Source organism: Chitinophaga sp. CCNWYY40 (assembly GCF_037483205.1).
GTDB classification, from domain to species: Bacteria; Bacteroidota; Bacteroidia; order Chitinophagales; family Chitinophagaceae; genus Chitinophaga; species Chitinophaga ginsengisegetis.
This window is the reverse complement of the sequence record NZ_JBBHLF010000010.1, coordinates 135439-155541: the sequence shown is the minus strand read 5'-3', so window position 1 is coordinate 155541 and position 20103 is coordinate 135439. Positions and strand designations below refer to the sequence as shown.

General features: G+C 46.0%; 15 protein-coding genes. 6 read left to right on the top strand and 9 right to left on the bottom strand.

Translation table 11 applies throughout. From position 1 onward, the window contains the following. Window positions 1–7 precede the first annotated feature (7 nt). The 7 genes from V7S65_RS31230 to V7S65_RS31200 form a co-directional block, all read right to left on the bottom strand. Complete coding sequence (locus tag V7S65_RS31230) at window positions 8–913, bottom strand: hypothetical protein (RefSeq protein WP_336389481.1); 906 nt, start codon at window positions 911–913, stop codon at window positions 8–10. Continuing rightward, the gene (locus V7S65_RS31225; protein WP_336389480.1) at window positions 913–1560 is read right to left on the bottom strand and encodes a class I SAM-dependent methyltransferase; all 648 of its coding nucleotides are present in this window, start codon (window positions 1558–1560) and stop codon (window positions 913–915) included. The genes V7S65_RS31230 and V7S65_RS31225 overlap by 1 nt, the downstream gene beginning before the upstream one ends. A gap of 1 nt (window position 1561) precedes the next feature. Next, on the bottom strand, window positions 1562–2254 hold the full coding sequence (locus V7S65_RS31220; protein WP_336389479.1) for an FkbM family methyltransferase: 693 nt from the start codon (window positions 2252–2254) through the stop codon (window positions 1562–1564). Beyond that, window positions 2251–3597, bottom strand: coding sequence for a flippase (locus V7S65_RS31215; protein ID WP_336389478.1), 1347 nt, complete (start codon window positions 3595–3597; stop codon window positions 2251–2253). Before V7S65_RS31215 ends, V7S65_RS31220 begins: the two co-directional genes overlap by 4 nt. Next, window positions 3590–5953 carry a GumC family protein gene (locus tag V7S65_RS31210; protein WP_336389477.1) on the bottom strand — a complete coding sequence of 788 codons (2364 nt, stop codon included), beginning with the start codon at window positions 5951–5953 and terminating at the stop codon, window positions 3590–3592. Before V7S65_RS31210 ends, V7S65_RS31215 begins: the two co-directional genes overlap by 8 nt. A gap of 8 nt (window positions 5954–5961) precedes the next feature. After that, a complete protein-coding gene (locus V7S65_RS31205; protein WP_079472419.1) occupies window positions 5962–6723 on the bottom strand; it encodes a polysaccharide biosynthesis/export family protein in 762 nt (253 codons plus the stop codon). 138 nt (window positions 6724–6861) lie between these two features. Next, a complete protein-coding gene (locus V7S65_RS31200) occupies window positions 6862–8082 on the bottom strand; it encodes an acyltransferase family protein (RefSeq protein WP_336389476.1) in 1221 nt (406 codons plus the stop codon). A 443-nt stretch (window positions 8083–8525) separates the two neighbouring features. Between V7S65_RS31200 and V7S65_RS31195 the strand changes: the two genes are divergently transcribed. Further along, complete coding sequence (locus V7S65_RS31195; RefSeq protein WP_336389475.1) at window positions 8526–9098, top strand: hypothetical protein; 573 nt, start codon at window positions 8526–8528, stop codon at window positions 9096–9098. Between the two features lie 5 nt (window positions 9099–9103). On the opposite strand, the gene V7S65_RS31190 is transcribed toward V7S65_RS31195, so the two are convergent. Then, a complete protein-coding gene (locus tag V7S65_RS31190; RefSeq protein ID WP_336389474.1) occupies window positions 9104–10069 on the bottom strand; it encodes a hypothetical protein in 966 nt (321 codons plus the stop codon). 169 nt (window positions 10070–10238) lie between these two features. Between V7S65_RS31190 and V7S65_RS31185 the strand changes: the two genes are divergently transcribed. Beyond that, complete coding sequence (locus V7S65_RS31185; RefSeq protein ID WP_336389473.1) at window positions 10239–11909, top strand: hypothetical protein; 1671 nt, start codon at window positions 10239–10241, stop codon at window positions 11907–11909. A gap of 96 nt (window positions 11910–12005) precedes the next feature. Here the strand turns inward: V7S65_RS31185 and V7S65_RS31180 are convergent, their stop codons facing one another. After that, window positions 12006–12797: a hypothetical protein gene (locus V7S65_RS31180; RefSeq protein WP_336389472.1), complete on the bottom strand. Its 792-nt coding sequence runs from the start codon at window positions 12795–12797 to the stop codon at window positions 12006–12008. 306 nt (window positions 12798–13103) lie between these two features. Here V7S65_RS31180 and V7S65_RS31175 point away from each other — a divergent pair, with 306 nt between their 5' ends. The 4 genes from V7S65_RS31175 (at window position 13104) to V7S65_RS31160 (ending at window position 20070) form a co-directional block, all read left to right on the top strand. Beyond that, window positions 13104–13688: an RNA polymerase sigma factor gene (locus V7S65_RS31175; protein WP_336389471.1), complete on the top strand. Its 585-nt coding sequence runs from the start codon at window positions 13104–13106 to the stop codon at window positions 13686–13688. Between the two features lie 87 nt (window positions 13689–13775). Beyond that, the gene (locus V7S65_RS31170; RefSeq protein ID WP_336389470.1) at window positions 13776–14729 is read left to right on the top strand and encodes a FecR family protein; all 954 of its coding nucleotides are present in this window, start codon (window positions 13776–13778) and stop codon (window positions 14727–14729) included. A 79-nt stretch (window positions 14730–14808) separates the two neighbouring features. Then, a complete protein-coding gene (locus V7S65_RS31165) occupies window positions 14809–18231 on the top strand; it encodes a TonB-dependent receptor (RefSeq protein ID WP_339546961.1) in 3423 nt (1140 codons plus the stop codon). Between the two features lie 45 nt (window positions 18232–18276). After that, window positions 18277–20070 carry a DUF4397 domain-containing protein gene (locus tag V7S65_RS31160; protein WP_336389468.1) on the top strand — a complete coding sequence of 598 codons (1794 nt, stop codon included), beginning with the start codon at window positions 18277–18279 and terminating at the stop codon, window positions 20068–20070. Window positions 20071–20103 lie beyond the last annotated feature (33 nt).

The window sequence follows — 20103 nt, the reverse complement described above, 5'->3', positions numbered from 1 at the left end:
TTACTGATCAGGAAATACGTTTGTACAGGTTGTACAACAGTGTATTGTTTTTTACTATTTTTTTTAGTTTGACGAATAACCTGCCTGGACTGTACAGGGTGTTGATGGTATACCTGTCTGCTTCCTCGTTGATGTTACTGCTGCCGGGATGAATGATATCCGCTATGGTGCCGTATTGTATCCTTTTAAACCACCGTGGGATAACACGGGTGTGGGTGGCATCTTTGCCATAACCAATATTTTTAACAAGACTTATATTGGGCGTAATTACCCATCCTTTATTAAACCATACAGTCATAAACCATTGGATATCCCAGGTATCAACCCGCTTGTCGTATATAGATTGCAGTTCTGATTGCAGGAAAGTGTTGAGCCCTTCCCGGGATACATGCCGGTACCGCTGAAGGGTAAAATCGTAATATTGCCACGCGCGTCGCCAGGTAGCCCATCCCCATATATGCGCATAGCGGGAGTAGTAGTAGGAAGCATTTCCCCGCAGGATGCCCGCCTGGTAATTGCCGCCGTGAATATGCATAATGGTGTCATTGAACCGGTATTTCTCCAGCAGCGTGGTGCAGAATGGGAAGAAGGAGGGATCAGGCACACAATCATCTTCCAGTATAATACCTTCCTCAACATGGCTGAAGAACCAGTCGATCGCCGAACTAACCGCCTTGCCACAACCCAGGTTGTGCGGGCGGAACAGGGTTTCTACTTTACAGGGCCAGTCGATACTTTTTAAAACAGCCATTCTTGTATCCTCGCACAGCGCAGCGTCTTCAGGCCTGTCCGGCCGCGGGCCATCGGCGGCAATAAACAGTTGCTCCGGCTGCTGTAGCCTGATTTGCCTGAATACAAGCAATGCCTGTTCAGGGCGGTTAAATACCAGTAATAAGACCGGCGTGTGTAACATCATTTTGTTGCCTCCAATGCAACGGCGTTATTAAATCTGATTTCTTCTTCCACCAGTTTAAACATCGTGTCACTGCTGTCGTTAAAACCACAGTGCCGTATGTTTTTAAATCCTGCTGCGGCCAGCTGGTGTGATAGCGACAGGTGATCCCACATGTATAAATGTTCCCGGTTACCCAGGGCCAGCTGTACCAGCTGTTTCATGCCACGAATCCGGTTTTCTTTTCCCAGCAGCGTTTCTTCCATAAACCCGGTGTTTGCTTTCGGGTCGTTATTCCTCAGCTGATCAATATATCTCCTGGCAGCGCCTTCCAGGTCGGGCAGCACACACCGGAAGTATCCGCCGGGCTTCAGGATATGAAAGGTATTCCGGATTGCCAGGAGGCAGTCGTTATAAGAAAGATGCTCCAGCACATGCGAACAATAGATGCCATCACAGGAGCTTTCCTTAATACCAGGCAAACCTTTCAGTATATCGCCCGGCAATACATCTTTATGAAAGGACACGTGCATCACAGGTTTCAGCAGTTTCCCTATCACGGGAATTTGCTGAATCCTGAGCGTGGGCGAGGAGTCGTAGTTTTTCCAGCCGGCGGGCGCCGAAAAAGGGCCGCAACCATATTGTACATATAACCTGCTTCCGGACATTTTACGTGTTCATGTTTTTAAAGAAGTAAGTGTAATAGGTTTTGGCGAACATGCTATATCCTACCTGTTGCATAAACTGGCATAACTCACTGCGGTCTGTTTGAAGTACCTCAAATGGTGATGATTCTGCCAGTACATATGCGGGTCTGTATTTATCCCAGTTATTGGAGCGCAGTACTTCCATATCAAGCCCTTCGGCGTCGATAGTGATAAAATCTATGGTAACATCTTTTGGCAGATAAGTATCGAGAATATCTGCCAGTGGCCACGTATCTACCTTCTTTTCCCTGATCACCCGGTACTTCGGTATTTGTGTATATTCTTTTACTTTTTCAGGAGAAAAAGTGCTTAAAGCAGGTTCGTTAAAGATGAAATAAGTAAGTTGTTGTTTTACTACGGACACACCTATTTCGAGGTTAATATCTTTGGGCCGGTGTTTATTGAATAATGCCTTTGAGCCGGGCAGCGGATCTATGTTGATGCCGGTCCAGTTTCTTTTGTAAAGCAGGTAGGTATTGGATACCCTGAACGGATGATGTGCACCTACATCTATATACACCCCTTTCTTTTTCTGGTCGAAGATCCTTTTCAGAATGAGGTCTTCTCCTTCTGAACTGTAAGCACGCACACCGTAACTGAGCCGGGGAAATAAGGTGGTAACTAACTTTACCGCGATATTTTTCATGCTGTTCATTTGGTATAGTGTTTTTGATTTAGGGTAACCAGGCTGGCGGTGAAAATCCTCAGGCTGTTGTATACTTGTCTTATATCAGAAAATACCAGTAAGGGATGGAACATTTTTTTGGTAAGGAGGTATCCCTGGCCGCTTTTGTCGAGCAGCAGCAACATGCCATAAACGGTGGTATACGCTGCTACCGTGGCAATGGCGGCGCCGGTTCCACCATAAAGAGGGATCAGGAAAAAATTGATACCCGCATTCACCACCAGGCCGGAAAGATTGCCATAGAGGTAAATTTTGTATTCTCCTTCTACAAACAGGTACTGCACCATAACGATGCTCAGGAATACCGGAATACCCGCCCATATATGGATCATCAGCATCCACGACGCTGCCACGTAACCCGGACCATAGAGGAATGGAATAATGATATGCGCTGTTGAAGTAACCACCAAGGCAATGGCAACACTCAGCCAGAAGGACAACCGCAGCCATTTTTCCAGCATCACGAGGTATGCCTGCCGGCTGATCTTTTTCTTTTGTATGAGCCCCGGCAATACCGCTACAGATATCACAGAGGGGATGGCATACCATAGCTCGGAGATCCGGGCAGCACCTACATATTTTCCCAGCTCCGCCGGGGTGGCGAGCGTCTCCAGCAGCACCAGGTCAATCTTCATAAACAGCACCACTACCAGGTTGGAAAGCATCAGCGGCCAGCTTTGCACCAGCAGCGTTTGCGCCAACGATGTATCAATACGCCAGGTAAAAACGTGCGTGTTACCGGATATATATACTACGATGATGATAAAATAGGTAACCACTAATTCTATAACAGAAGCCCACAGGAATGTGATGAGGGTGCCATCAAAGTATATGATGAGCAGCTTTATCCCGCAGAAAGCAAGGAATACCGCTACTTTAGGAATAATGACCCTTTTAACATTGTTCTTTGCCTGGTAGAAATAATCCAGTACATCAAAAGACTGTAGCAGGATGATAAGTGCGGAAAAAATGGTACAGTAAAGATAAAGCTGCCGGTGTTTTTCCGTAAGCAGTACAATGCCGGTGCTTACTGCCATACACAGAGCGCCGGCAACAATCCTCATCAGGATAATGGTAGCCACAATAGTGCCCTGTTTTTGCTCGTTATTGATCAGCTCTTTCACGGCGAGTTTATCCATTCCCAATATGGCCACGCTGCCAATAATAGTGGTAAGGGCCAGCGCATAGTTCCAGATCCCGAATTCTTCCGGACCCAGGTGCCTGGCAATAAGCGCCATAATGATAATGCCCGGGAAAAGTTTACTGAGCTTATCAACCAGGAGCCAACCGCTATTTTCAAATAGTTTATGCAATGCGCTGTTTTATTTTTTTCATCAATGATAACCAGGTATGATTATGTTGTTTATTTTCTGTGTATGAATAATGATCGTAGTAATAATAAGGGTAGAAAGTATCCTGTTCTATACCGTTAAAGATGATCCCGGTTTTTTTGAAGAACCCTTTCCTTATGTTTTCTGATACGGGTATCAGTTTGGATTTGAGCGTGAAATTGTACCGCACTACAAACAGCGCACAATCCACCTGGTGCGAAATACTTTTTGCGTCAGATACGATACCGATGGGCGACATATCAATCACCACGTAATCGAACAGGTCTTTCAGCTGCGCCAGCAAATCGGCCATGCGTTCTCCTTCGATCAGCTCTATAGGATTGGGTGGAATGGGGCCGGAGGAAACCAGGTAGAGGCCATCGGTACCGGGTACTTTTTTGATGATCTCCTCAATGGTTTTATTACCGATGATATAGTTGGTAACCCCCACGTTGTGATCCAGTCCGAGGAATTGGGAGAGTTTCGGTTTCCGGAGATCCAGTTCAAGCAGCACTACTTTTTTATTGCTTACGGTTAAGGAGTTGCCCAGGTGGGCCGACAGGAACGTTTTCCCTTCGCCCGATATACTGGATGTAAGCAGGATGGTGGGCGTGCTGGTTATGCCGGTGAGGAGGAACTTCAGGTTGGTACGCATATTAAAAACCTGTTCCACCAGTACGGACCGGTTCTGGAGCGACATATCGCGCGCGCCTTCTTCCTGCTGGTAAATTTCTGCGATCACCGGCAGGTCGAATACCTGTTCTATTTCTTTTTTGCTGAGTACACTTGGGTTCAGGAAATATTTAAGATAGATATAGGCGCTGGTAAGTACCAGTCCTGCTGCAATAAAGCCGATGAACACCAGTGATTTTTTGGGGGTGATGGGTTTGTCGGGTACAAACGCGGGAGCAATCACCTTATTATCTACCACGTTGCTGGCGTAAGCCACCGATGCTTCTTCTTTCTTTTTCAGCAGATAGAGATACAGGTTTTCCTTAACGCCTTGTTGTCTTTTGATGTTGATGTATTCCTTTGCGTAGGTAGGAATGTTCGCTATTTTGCCTTGTATCTGGTTTACCTTGGCCTGTGTTTTTCTTTGCACCACGTCTGCATTGCGCCGGTAGCCGGCAATATAATCTTTGATGGTTTTTCGCGTGTCGGTGATTTGCGATTCCACGTTTTGCAGGATATCGCTGGTAGGTTTCAGCGAAAGAGAGAGCCGTTTCTTTTCCCTGAGCGCTTCTTCATACCGGTTGATCATGGAGGTGAGCGTTTGATCGATGTTGCCAAGCACGGGTGCAAAGGGGTAATCGCTGGAAGGGTTGCTGATATAGCCGTCTACCTGGTCAAATACAGAAAGCTGCAGGTTGGCTTCACTGAGCCGGATATCCGCTTCCTTTACCTGTTCCAGTGCCAGTTTGGAACTGGCGTCAATATCTGTGATGCCTCTTTGTATTTTAAAATTCTCTTCCTGTTTTTCCAGCAGTCCCAGTTCTTCTTTTAATGAATCGATCCTTACTGCCAGGAAGTGAATGGTTTTGAATGCTACTTTGTTTTTATCATCGAGGGTATAGTCATTATAGGCTTCCAGCAGGGAGTTGAGGAAGTCGGCCGTTCTTTCAGGAACGGGGTCTTTGTAGCTTACCAGTATCACGGTGGCATCGCGGTTAACAAGGGCGGTGCCTATTTCCTCTATTTTTTCGTAGGCGTATTCCGGTACGGAATCTACCCGGATGCGGAACGTATTGGTGGGCGTACCTGTGGTTAGTGGCGGGAAGGTGATCACGAATTTATCTTTCCCTACGGTGAATGGTTCGCCGGTCCGTGCGGTAAGCTGCAGACTGGTATCGGTGGTATAGTTCACCTGTTTTATTTTCAGCAGGTCATTTTCGCGTGTTACATCAAAAGTATAGTTGCCTACTTTTGAGCTGTCGCCCAGCACGCGGAGGTGGAGTGGCGGGTGGTTATAGATCTCTTCATTCTTTACGGTTCCTTTTATATAGTAACGGATGTTGAAACCATTGCCGGCGATTACTTTTTCCACCAGGATAGGGGATTTCAGCACCTCCATCTCATTTTCAATATTTTTACCGTTGTTAAAAAGCGCCAGTGATTTGAGTGCATCCATTTCTTCTCCACCACCTTTTTTTTCATCTTTCAGGTATAGTTTGGCGCTCGACATATAGATTGGTTTTTTGTACTTCAGGTACAGCATGGCGCCGGTCACCATCGCCATCAGTACTAACAGGTATAATGGCCAGTGAAACACTATTTTCTGGAAAAGATCATTGAGATCTATAACGGAGTTCCTGTTGTTTGTAGGTTTTGGTTGATTCATATCGCGGATCATTTACTTAAAATGACAATCGTGGTAATGAGTGATATAACGCCGATGATGGCTGGTAGCAACTGTATTGTTTTGGACGTGGCAAACTTGCGGTCGGGTCCGGGCTTTACGTATATAACATCGTTATTGCTGAGATAATAGTAAGGTGAGGAAAGGGTTTTGCTGTCGTTCAGGTTAATGGAAGCATATGTTTTGATGCCATTTACTTCCCGGATGATCATGATATCATCACGTTTAGCCGTTACGTTGAGGTCGCCGGCCATACTTAATGCATCCAGCAAAGAGGCCCTTTCAGCGCCGATCCTGAAGGAGCCGGGGCGTGCCACGTCGCCCAGCACCGAGATCCTGAAATTAACCAGGCGGGTAGATACATAAGCGTTACGCACTGTTTTTTCCAGTTCCTGTGATACGAGGTCGTTGATGGCGGCGGTCGTTTTGTCTTTTACATTTATTTTCCCGATCACCGGCAGGGAAATATTACCGGTGCTGTCTACCAGGTATCCCTGTTCCATGCCATTGCCTGCTGCGGGGCCGGAAACGGCGATGTTGGGATTAAAGATCTGCGATACTTCCTTATCGAGGGTGGTAATAGTGATTTGCAGGATATCGCCGGGTTGTATTTTGAGTTGCTGCATGCGGCTGAGGGAATCGGCGCCCGCCGCTGCTGCAATGTCATTAAAATAGGTCAGTTTTTGGGTGCTCGCGCATCCGGAAACTATAACTAACGCCAGGATCAGGGGTAAGCTAAATTTCAATCCCATATTTAGTGATTAATTTTTCAATGCTGGTATTGTGTAATAAATGACGTGTGAATACAGGAGTTTATCCGGTAATTATTTACTACACAAAGGTTTTTCTTTTTAACAGGGAGGTGACGGACCTCCTTCACTACGGAACTTTTAAGTCGTTATATTAACATCAGCTATCTTTACACGGGTCTTGTTTGCTTTGGAAAACCGGGCTCTGAGCTTGTCCTGAGCGGGAAGTTCGAAATAATAATAAGTGGCCATGCTTAACGGGATCAGTAACAGGAAAAACAGCAATAATGTACCTGGTGATCTTAATACAAGACGGCTCATGTGAAACCGGTCAACTACGAGAACGAATATTATTTGTAACGGGTAATGGATCAGGTACATCGCATAGCTGCAATTGCCGAGCAGCGCCCACTTCCTGTTGAGCATGCCTTTGGTTGTTTCCCACAGTGCCAGGGTGAGAATGGTGAAGGGAGAAACGGCGATGCGGAAGAAAAAGTTTCTGAGCTGGCCAAAGAGGCTCAATGCGGTTTCGGTGCTTTTGTCCGGCATCGCCTGGTGAAATAGTTTTATCCATATTCCCTGTAAGAAAGAGAATTGGTATTCGGCAAGCATGGCTGCCCATAGTACCAGGGTGACAACGGTGAGGGCCGGTAAATATTTTCTGGCCCTGTTTTCTTTCATCATCCACACATACAGGTAGTAAACCAGGCCACCGAGGAAAAAGGTAAACATACCTTTTCCGATGAGGCTATAATAATATTGTAAAAATGCGCCCACGGGAATCAGTAAAAAGAGCAGCAGTTTTTTCTTTTCCAGTTTCAGGTAACAAATGATAAAGAACAGGAAATACAGGAATACTTCTACGGAAACAGACCAGGAGGGGCCGTTAAAGGAAGGGCCTTTCTCAAATCCCCAGTTTTGAATGAAGAGGAGGTTAAGCAGGAAATGATAGCTATCATTATATTGTATGATGAAGTAATGCCCTACATTTCTCAGCATCAGCCATTGCAGCACCGCTACCAGCACTAATGTGACAAAATGGATGGGGTAGAGCCTGCTCACCCTGTAAACGATGAACTTGCGGAAGCTGATTTGCCGGGTGGCAATCCGCTCTGCATACAGCCAGAAGAATATAAATCCCGATAACAGGAAGAACAGATCCACGGCTACCATCCCATCGGTGTAGAAAACAGAGAGGTACTTGTACCACGGGAGCGCTGTTTTCTCGTACCCGTTCTGTACATAGATGTCGTTTGCATAATAAAAGAATTGCCAGTGGTATAAAACCACTATCATAGCTGCAATACCTCTGATAGCGTCAAGAGCGTAAAAATGCTGAGGAGGATTTTGGTTAGAAGTCATTAGGGTATTTCGATAGCAATATGATCAATTGACGGTATCTACGATCATTTCCACAATAGTAATTTAATTATAATACTGATAGTTACAAGGTTAGCATGGATAAAGGATGAAATGGATACGAAGTGATCAAAATGAATAAAATGAACAGGGCTTTGAGGAGGGATTACGTTATATTATAGAGTAACCCAACCGGTGAGTGATCATTGTTACCCCCGATAAAATAACTCCCTGTTTCCTGGTATATGCAATCATAATGTGAGGGCTATCTTTGTAGCGGATAAAAAAGTAATCCGGTGAATGGTAATACTGGTTAAAACAAACTGATGGACTTTCATTACGGCCCCTTCGGAGAATATTTAATATACACGATTTACTTTTGGTATGTTACCATGCCTTTAGCTTGTTTGTTCCTGTGGGTTTGCCTTCGCAGGAAAAACCCCCGCGTGCTAAGATGGATTTCCGGCATCGGCGCCGCCGTATTACTGTTTCCCGTGGTAGTAATGATGTGGGTACTGGTGAGCGGATCGATTGAAGACGGAAAAAGCCGCCGGGAATTCAGGCAGAAAAAGGCGCTCCATACCTTTATCTTAAAACAGCCCGAAACCATAGCAGGTATTGCCCTTTCAACAAACGATACGGTTTATTACCAAACTGATTTTGATATGAACTACAGGAACCAGGCGCAATTGATGGATGTTGACTCGGTTCATTTGACAAAGCCCACCTATTTTTTCAATCTGCAGGTGAAAGATTACATAGGGGTTGTTATCAATGACCCCGATACATGGAACGTTACACTTACGCATGATCAGCTGGTGTTTGGCTGGCCCTGTACAGGCAAGGCGGTCATCGCTACCGATAGTACGTTTGTTTCGGGAATACTGGCCAAAGATCATGTGGCATGGGGCCACCAGTTGCCCAAAGGTGCGAAGGTGACATACAAAAAGGAGTATGAGCAGCTAAACATCATTTTGCCGGATTCGGAGTTTATCACCATCGATCTGAAAACGAAATAGCCGCTCTATAGCAACGCCATGCTGAACAGCCCATGCTGCGTACCTTTTTTATCGGCCAGATAAATACAGCAAACTTTATCACCGGGCAGGAAGCGGTCATCATCCAGGTATCCCGATACAATTTGCTTACCAATACGGTACCAATATACCCTGGTATATCCACTGCCTTCGTTATCATAACGGGAAACAAAAACTTCTGTAATGACACCGGTAAGGGCTATTTTTTGTTCAGCGTTTTGTACACGGCGATTGAAAATCAGGGCGAACCCTGCCAGAAAAATAACAATCGCTGCAAAGAAAAGCAGCATGCCGAACATTATTTCAGGTTCGCGCGCCCTTTCAGAAAACATCAGGCAGATTGCCCACGGACCTGCGAATGTGAAGAATAGTATTTTGATGGTGCGGCGGTTCCAGCGCATCATCAGGGGCGCTTTTTCTGCTGCGCTTGTGGGTTCGGCGATGCTGGTCGCCCCGGGCACATCTTTATATTGTACGCCCAGTAGTATATTATGTTGTACGGTTATGGGAAGCCATTCCAATACTATTAATGCCCGCGGCAAAAAAAGGCTGTCGCTAACGTGCTCTAAAGGTCCCGGCGCAACTACCTTTATGGTGTTATTGTCTACGGTATAAGTGAGCAGATGTTTATCTGCTCTCACCTCCAATAGTGTACCCGTGGTCACCTGTTTCAGTCCCCTGCGCAGAACAGTATGGGTTTGCCTCATTTTACCAAAAACGCCCACCAGCTTATAAACAAAGAATGAGGCAAATGGCATAAAGGAAAGCATAAATATATAGGCCGGCAGCTTTTCTTCCTGGTTGAAAAAAATAAAAAACAAGGCTAACAACAGGAGAGGGAGTACGAGAAGGCTGGCCCATAGCCTGACTTGCCTGCTATACTTTTTACGCCACCAACGTACCAGTTTTTCATCTTCCGGACTAAGCGCCTGACAGCCGGAGTTAATAATCATATTCTTTTCTTGTTTGATGCTTACGCCCTGTACTAAACCCCGAAATTAAAGAGAATATGCACAAGTTATTATACCTGTTTCCAGGGATGTTATTATGAAGCAATTGTGCTTATCATTGTGTATCGTTATAGAACCTTAGCTTTACAGGAAGTAAACAGCAACTATGTACATGAAATTTATTTTATTGGCTTTGTTACTTGCTACAGGTACAACGCTTGTAGCACAGGAAAATGCAGTAACCAAATCATTATCGGTATTTAAAAACGGGCAGTCCTTTGTAGTAAAAGAAATAAAAGCCCAGGTGGCCGACAGTGGCTTTAGGCTCAACAATCTTCCGGTGGCATTATTTGGCACTTATTGGTTTGCCGGTTCCACCAACCCTGTAAGCCGCGTGAGCAGCCGGGTAGAGCAGGTAAATGAAATACAGGAAAGAAAAGCCAACAGCTTTTTAGAGTTGCTGCATGCCAACAAAGGCAAAAATATTACGATTGTTACCACCGATAATAATACTTACAAAGGCAGTGTGGAAGACTTTGACCTGCCCGAAGAAATTAACAGCAGGCTGCAGTTGCAGCAAATGCAATTGACTAATGTATATCGTGGGCAATACCAGTTCGACCGGATATATGCCCCTGCCAACCCCGTTCTTTTACTAAAGATGAATGGTAAATGGATAGGCATAGAACCTGCCACCATCAAAACAATTACATTTGAAGATAAGCCCAGCCGCACTACCACAGCACGCATTGCCGTTCAAAAACCTATAGTTACGGTACATTTTGCCAAAAGCGGGCAGCAATCTTTTACCATGATGTACCTGCAAAACGGGTTGAGCTGGACACCCGTTTATCAATTGCAACTGGTGTCTGAAACAGAAGCCACGCTTAACCTGCAGGCAGAAGTAAATAACAATGTAGAAGATATTAAAAATACAGATGTTGATTTTGTGATGGGGGTACCCAATTTTTCGCAAGCTATCACGCTGGCTACCCTGCTCAATTTCAGCAGTACCGGGAATGTAGAAAACGCCAATATATACAGCAATGCCATACAAATGAGGGCGGATTATGCCAGGGACAGAGCTGCAGAATCTATTGTAATGCCGGAACAGGCGTCATCGCCTGATAATACCGCCGTAGAAAACGAAGACCTTTATTTTTATACACTAAAAAACATCAGCCTCAGCAAAGGGGAAAGGGCGCAATATCCTGTTTTTAATAAACCCGTAAAAATCCACCATTTTTATAAAACAGTATTGCCCGCATCTGTCATGAGTACCTATCAGGTAAACGGCGAAGAGGGGACGGCATCAGAAGAAATGGAAGCCGCGAATCATGCAGGGCGTGGCGCCACGCCCAACAAAGTGAACCACTTTGTTGAAATCTATAATAACACCGACAATCCATTTACATCAGGCGCTGTTTTAATCTTACAAAAAAATACACAAAAGCCCATTGCACAGGATGTGCTTAAGTTTACAGCCAAAGGCTCCTCTACGCCCATATTTATTACCACTGCGCCGGATATCCTGGTACGGGAAAAAGAAGCGCTTGTTTCGGTGAAAAAAGAAGCCAAAACATATAATGGGTATAAATACACCTTAGCTACAGTAAAAGGTACCATTACTGTTATTAACAGCAAAAGCAGATTGGCGGATATACAGGTGCAGAAAACGATCAGCGGTGCTATTACTTCGGCCAGTACCAAATATAGCCAGTCACTGAATCTTGAATACAAAAACGATATCAACCAGGGGCGACAACTGGATTTTGAACTGGCCGTAGATGCAGGCGCAAAAAAATCATTCACCTACACTTATGAAATGTATATCAGGGAATAGCTGAATGATAAACACTATCACTTACTGGCTCCTGCCATGTCACACTTCCATAGTCCTGATTAGGGCCAATGAGTTCAGGTTGCAGTATTAGGCAGATCACCCTGTTGCCAGGATCTTTGCACAACCTGCATATTTAACCACATCAATCACTTCGTTGGTGATGGGCATCCCTATTTCAATACCAATGCCAACTAACAGCATTTTGGTGTCATCCAATCCTTCCAGGTCCGTGAGTTGCAATGCAATGTTTTGCGCCTTAAAATCCTGCTTTACCGGTTGCCACTCCGTGTATACCGTTGTTGGCACCGGTAGCTCTTCCCGGTTTTGGTAACCGTTTTCGTTGTATACAACGTCTGCCACCATTCCGAACGTAATGATAATCCGGAAAAAAGGATATTGCCAGGGCATCATTAAATTTGATCCGGGTTTAAGGTATGGAAGTTGTATCACCGCACTTCCTGTTTCTCTTTCAATAGAACAACTGATGGGACGGCGAAGCACACTATCAAATGGGGTCTTTTTATTTAATTGAAACCCATCCAGCAAATAACCATGCCGGGATAGCTGTATGTCCCTTTTGCCCCGTTCGCCCACTTTATCCAGTAACTGGATACTTTTCGCCAGTTTATTCATGGTAGGCGTGAAATTGTAATCGGCCAGGTGCTTTACCGGAAATAATGTGTGCCTGATCGCTTTGGACGCATAGCTGCAACCACCGAATTCGGCATTGTTTTCCCGGGTCCGTTCAAACCGCGGGGAATGCCTGATCTGCTCTTTGGAGGCGCCTCCCTTGCCGCGGATAATAACTTTGTCAGATCCCCTCATTTTATAGGCCGTCATATTACCTATTGCGCCTACGAAGGTGATACCATTAGTAAAATAAGCCATAATTGATACATTTATTTCTCTGGGTACATTCCAGGTATATTCATATTTTACCCGGAAATAAAACAATGTTTACCCATAGATAACCTGTATCTTATAGGTATGGGTTATCTATGGTTTAACTATGACTCATCTATGACTTATCTATAGGTTATCCTATAATGGGGCATGCCGAGAGTAAGGAGGGCGTTAACAATTTGATAATGCTTTGATTCAGGAAAGGGCGTTCTACATTTGCAGGCGTGTGGTACCTGTGTAAACAAAGATCAGGTACACTTATTACTTATTATTTGTCAAGCCCTGCACCGTATGGAGAACTCCTTACCCAATGACATAGAACTGCTGGAACGGCTGAAACAGGACGATACTGAAGCCTTTAAGGTCCTTTTCGACCGGTACTGGGAAGGCCTCTACCTGTTCGCCTGGAAACGGCTTCGCTCCAGGCAGGATGCGGAAGACGTTGTGCAGCGGCTGTTCATGAAAATATGGGAACACCGTGCCTCCCGGAATATCAAAGCCTCACTGCAGGCTTATCTGTATAAATCGGCTTCTTATGAAGTGATTGATGCCCTGAAAAATATGACGGGGCGCACGGTAGACCTTGAGGGGGCTAATGAATATGTAGTGCCGGTATTCAGCGACGTGCTGGATAAACTAAGCCTCGAGGAACTGAACGAATTAATTGACCGGGAAATTAAGCGGCTTCCCGACCGCATGCAGCAGATTTACCGCCTGAGCAGGGAAGAAGATCTGTCTACCAGGGAAATTGCCAGCAAACTCCAAATTTCTGAACAAACCGTTAAGAATCAACTGACAATAGCCCTTTCCAGGTTGCGGAAACCCATTATGCAAACCTTATTGCTGGCAGTATTACAGGAGATAACACTACGGTAACATTGAACACCGGTACCAAATCTCTTTTTTAGGCGCTTATCTTAAAGCGCCTTTTTTTATGAGGATAAAAGCCGCAACTAAAAAAGTATGGATAAGAGCCAAATCAGGGAAATGTTTTCAAGATATCAGCAGGGTACAGCCACGCCACGTGAAAAACGCATGGTCGATGCTTATATGCTGATAGGAGAAGCGGAAAAAGCTAATTTTTTCGACGAAGAAAAAACGGTTATCAAAGAGCGGATCTGGGCGGCCATTAAGCCCGTACCCGTGTCGCTGCGCAAGCCAGGCATCCGGTGGATGAAAGTGGCGGCGCTGTGGGCATTGCTGATAGGTACAGCTATCACGGGGTATTTACTGCGGGAGCCACTCCTGGATCATATAAGTCCGCTGGCCATCAAAACGATGGAAACCGGTCCCTATGAAATCAAACAACTCACATTGCCCGATGGCAGCCAGGTAACGCTGGCGCAAAACAGCCGTATCAGTTTCCCCGTACGCTACCGCGGAAGTCGCCGCAATGCCTTGTTAAACGGCACCGCTTTTTTTGACATTAAACAGGATGCAACAGCGCCCTTCAGTGTACAAAGCGGGGACCTGGATATCCAGGTTTTGGGGACATCCTTTGAAGTGGCCGATCCTAAAAGCGGCTATGAGGCAAGTGTAACCGTATTAACGGGAAAAGTACAGGTAAACCAGGGCGCACAAAAACTGGCCATCTTAAGTGGCAACCAGCAGGTGAAATACGATAAATTTTCCCGGCAGTCGAATATAAAATATGATATGGATGCGATAGCAGCTACCTCATGGACGCAGCAACAACTGGTGTTTGAAGAAGTACCACTAACGGTTGTCATGAAAACGTTGCAGGTATATTATGGCATGAGAATAACGGTAGCCAACGGCACATTAAAAGAAAGTGACACATTCAGCGGTTCTTTCAACCGCAACGAAACCAGGAAGAAAGTACTGGAAGTGATCTGCTTTTCATCAGGGTTAAGCTATTCCCTTCTGAAAGACAGCACCGTCATCATTAAGAGATAGTATCAGCATTTCTGTCAGGTCTTAAATTTTCATTGCAACGCAATGAACAAGGATTCTTATGTCTAAAATTTAAATATAAATGCAAAATTTTTTACGAAAATTATTGGGGTTACATAGAAACTGGAAGCGAAAACACAGCCGGGTACTGTTTATAGCTACCGCTTGCGTTATCTGCTCTGTGTGTGCATTTGCACAACAACTTACGGACAAAAAAATAAGGATCAGTTTCCGGGAAGAAGACCTTATTACCTGCCTTAAAAGGTTGCAAACGGCAAGTGCCATTACTTTCGTTTACCAGCCCAGTGATCTGCGGCAGGTGTATACCACGGTTACCGGTTCATTCGCAGGACAGCCTTTGTCGGCCATCCTGAACCAGGTGTTGAATGGGTCAGGATTTTCCTGGCAGCTGATGGAAGGAAAGGTAGTGGTGCGTAAAACAGAAACGGATGTGCATCCGGCTGCAGGTCAACAGGAAATGCTGATCACCGGACAGGTAACAGACGGGAAAAATAATGCCCCCATTCCGGGCGTAATCATTTACCTGAAAGGCACCCGTACCAATGTGCTCACGGATGCTAACGGTAACTTTAAGATCAAGGTGCCGGACCAGAATGCAGTACTGGTAGTAAGTTATATCGGCTACACTAAAAAGGAGATCCGGGTAGGAAACCGGACCACTTTTAAAGTAGTGTTGGAGTTAGATGTAAAATCACTGGCAGAAGTAACGGTATCTGCCCGGCGTAAAGTGAGTACGGAAAATGAGTTGCTAAAAGAGCGGAAAAATTCAGCCATCGTATCAGATGGTATCAGCGCCCAGAACATTGAAAAAACAGCCAGTATCACTACCGCACAGGCGCTGCAGCGTGTAACAGGCGTTACTATTACAGATGATAAATATGTAGCTATTCGTGGCCTGGGCGACAGGAGCGTGGTTGGCGAATTGAACGGCGCCCGCCTTTCTTCCTCCGATCCGGATAGAAGCACGGTACCGCTGGACCTTATTCCTGCAAACCTGCTGGATAATATTACGGTATACAAAACGGCGTCACCGGATCATCCGGCGGATGCATCCGCTGGTATCGTGGAACTTAAAACCAAGTCGGTACCCACGGAGTTGACCATCCAACTGGTGGCACAGGGCGGCTTTAATACGAACGTAGGGCTGGGTGGGAAAGTGAATGGCTTTTATCATGATGACCTGGGCTTTTTCGGGCAGCGGGTGAAAGAGCACGATCTTACGCCGGGTTTCAATGCTTTAAAGGACCAGTATCCGGGTGGTTTGCCACAGATTCAGAAACTATTCATTGAGAGCCGCTATAGCCAGGAAGCCGCCGCTGAGGCCTATCGCGTGAATGGCCTCATGCGGTCTTTCGATCCGGTGTTAAGTACCAGCTACCGGAACGCGAAGCCTAACCAGATTTACAGTATTGCTTTCGGTAATAGTTTTGATGTATTCCACGGCCACAAATTAGGCGTCATCCTGAGTGCCAGCTATTACAACCGTACTGAAGACATTTACCAGGGAGAACTGAATCAATACAGCATTTACCAGGGAGTGGTAACCGGCGATTCCAGGATTTTCAGCCCCCTGCACATTCCGAGTTACATTACACCCGATTTTCCGCGTTTGGAAAAATACCTGAGCTATAAAGAAAATACCGGTAAGCAACAACTTAACTACGGCTCACTGGTAGGGCTTACCTATAAGTTCAACACCCGTCATGAAATACAGGCGCAATATATCGGCAGCAGTGGGGCAGAGTCCATTGGGTCTAACCTGGATGGCGCCTGGACCAATACCGGGCTCACATTTCCGGTATACAACGTTATCAACCAGTTGAAGCAAACCTATAGAAAATTCAATACGTTCAACTTCCAGGGAGAGCACAAATTGCTCAACAGGGAAAATTCAACACGTATCAGTTATAACCTGAGTACGTCTACTTCCCGGCAAAATAATCCTGACTATCGCTTTAGTAACCTGGCGCATTTAAGCACCACACGTTATATCGATGAGAGCGGGATAGGGCTGGGCTCCGATATTTATGCACTGGTGTTTGGAACCGTGCATGGCATCGGAAAAGATGGCGCTGCACTGGCAACTAACCCCAATGGGCGCAGCTTCCGCAACCTGGAGGAACATAACTATAATTTTAAAGGAGATTTGACGCAACCTTTTACAATAAAAGGACAGCAACAGCTTTTTAAAGCAGGATATAATTTTTTAAGAAGAGAAAGAAGTTATGGAGAAAATATCCTGGGACTGCCACCGGTAACCGGCAGTGCGTTTCAGGGAGATATGAACCAACTGGTGTCTTACCAGAATATAGGCCTGCAGCCATCCGGCACGTTCGATGATGAAGGCGCGCCCCGCCTCGGTGGCTTCCTGTACCAGATTCAGAAGTCGCCCAATAATTACCGGGGAACTTACGAAACACAAGCCTTTTACGGAATGGTAGACCTGCACCTGGTGCCGCAGTTGCGGCTTACAGGTGGGGTACGTTTCGAGTCAACCGACATCCGGGCGCAGGTAGATACCACTAACGTAAATGCAGGCGGCCAGGGATTTACCTTCAAAACATCCCGGCCCGGTACCGGCTTAAATATTGGGTACAAGCCTTATTACTCGGCCAACCTTACTTACACGCTACAGGAGGATATGAATTTCCGCCTCGCATACAGCACGGCGCTGGCAAGGCCTGAACTGAGGGAGATTACCAGCATTTCCCAATTCGACCCCTTCCAGTTTGCCGTTGTTATCGGTAACCCGGCATTAAAGAATCAGGAAACAAAAAGTGCCGATTTCCGTTGGGAATGGTTTCCGAACCCTGGTGAAGTGATCGCGGTTTCCGTGTTTGGAAAGATCATCGACCATCAACTGAACAAAGTTTTTTTATACACGTCTCAAGGTTCACAGGCAGTGAACACAGAATTTCCGGCTATACAATTCCAGAACGATCCCAACCAGGGAAAGGTATACGGCATAGAACTGGAAGTAAAAAAGAATCTCAGTCTTTTCAGCCCCCGCCTGAAGAACCTGTATGTTGGATCTAACTTTTTACTGGCTGCCAGTTACATTACCAAGAACGCTGCGAGGCTGAATGCTTCCAGGACGATAGACCGCTATTCACCGGAAAAAACGCAGGTGTTTGAACAGGCCCCTTATTCCATTAACGTATACCTCGATTTCGTTGGCGCAAAAACAGGTACCAATATCACCACCAGCTTCAATATGGTAGGCTCCCGCCTGATACAGGTGCAGCTGGATGGCGCCCCCGACATTTTCGACCGGCCCGCCCCGGTACTGGATTTCGTATTCAGCCAACGGTTGAATAAACATTTCTCCGCAAAAGGTTTTGCGAAAAATATATTGGACCCCGCCTTCATGGAAGTTTATACCACGCCGGGAAGCGAAGGGAAATACCACGGGGAAACCTATGTGCGCCGCAAATACTACAAAGGAATGGAGTTAGCCCTGGGCATCACCTATAGCATATTTTAAGCAACGGCCATGATAGCAACATTGACATATAAAATGCATTTTAACATGAGCATAAGATCAATTATAAATGGAATAGCCTTCATTACCGTGCTGCTGGCAACAGCCTGTAAAAAGGAAAAAGCCGATAATGTAAATCCTTCGTCACAGGACGCGCTCAAAGTATCCAATTCCAATATCCGCCTGTTCAATTTCACGGATTACGATGTGGACATGGCCATCAATAATATTCCGCTCACGGCTTACGGCGTGAAAGATGGATTTGGCTCCGTAATAGCGGGTACTGGTAACGTCACAAAACTGGGCCTGCAATACTTTCCGAAAGAAGCCTGGAAAGCAGCCGCAGGTGGCAGCCCTTTTATATTACCTACTTTCCTGCTGGATAAAAATGGTAACGCACAGATTCGCTTAACGATTAACCAGAAGACCATCGATACAACGATCCTGAATAATACACTGCAACCGAAGGACTACTATCTTTTCCGCCGGGTGGTAGGTGAAAAGGATGCCTTTAATTTCGTTATCCTCAACCGGGAGGCCAACCCGCCTGCAGTAGCGCAGAATTTCAAAATCCGCATTCTTAATTACCAGCAGAACCAGGACCCACTGGGTCTTACAGGGCCTGTAACACTTACCTTTGCCGATGGCACTCCCGTAAGCCCCCTGCTCAGTAATATTGCCCCGAATACGGCGAGCGCCTATGTGGAATTGCCATACGGCGCTTACCAGTTCAAATTGTTTGGCGCTGATGGCGCTTCTATCGACGTCACCAAACAATTAACGGAACTGCCGGTACAACCCGATTTTCAATCCCAGAAACCACTGCCACAGCCACAGGAAGGCATTATTGTTCCGGTGAGGACATATAAACCAGGTGGCGCCTACACAATGCTGTTATCACCAGCCGCCATGATCTATAATGATAAGTACGACGACGGCGCCGGCGATGTGCAGAAGATAGGTGTTAACATGAATGTTTACCGGGTGGTAACGGATATCAATCCCGACGTGAATTTTTCATTTGCCAGGGTACAGGCTGCAAATGCGCTTCCAGGCGCTGTTGTAAACGTGTTGATAGATGGAACACCGGTGGGAGAGCAACTTGATTTTGGGAAAAACAGCGGATATAGTATTCTTACTCGGGGCGAACATACAGTGAGCATTACAAATGCTGCGGGGAAAAAACTGGCGGAGAAACCGCTCACGTTATACCCTTATGATAACTATACGGTATGGGCCACTCTGCAGGCGGATGGAAGCGCCGGTATATTGTTCTCCGCCGTAAACATGACCGCCACTTCATTCGATAATTATGGAAATAATACGGGCGGAGATGGAAGCGGCCTGCTGAGAAAGCAGTTTTATACCTGGAGCACCCGGTTCTTAAATCTCTCGCCCGATGTGCCCGCAGCCACCTTTACAAATGATAATGCGTTGTTGATAGACTATGATGCTTATTACCACAATCTGCCTGCTCCTGCTACTTATAATATCCTGTCTAATAAGGCGCCTGACATAGATCCTTTTTTGAGTTACGGCATTGGTAAAAAAACACTGGGAACCGCTAATCCTGCGAACATAGGGCAGGGTAGCATCACAACGATCCGGGCCTATGAGAGTACGCCAGGTAAGTATCCTGAGCTGCCGGGCAGGCTGCTGATGAATGTAACGCCGGTGAATGTGAAAGACCAGTTCATTGCCAACAAAGCGTTGTATACCTCAGAAAGCCTGAAACCCTGGGCAGAATTGGGCGTATACACCGTGGCCCTCATTGGCAGAACAGGTACAGGCGTACCGGCCACGGAAAAGGCCCGTATGATAGTCATCAAGCATAATAAATAGTTGCGGCAATACGGTTCATCACTAATAATTACA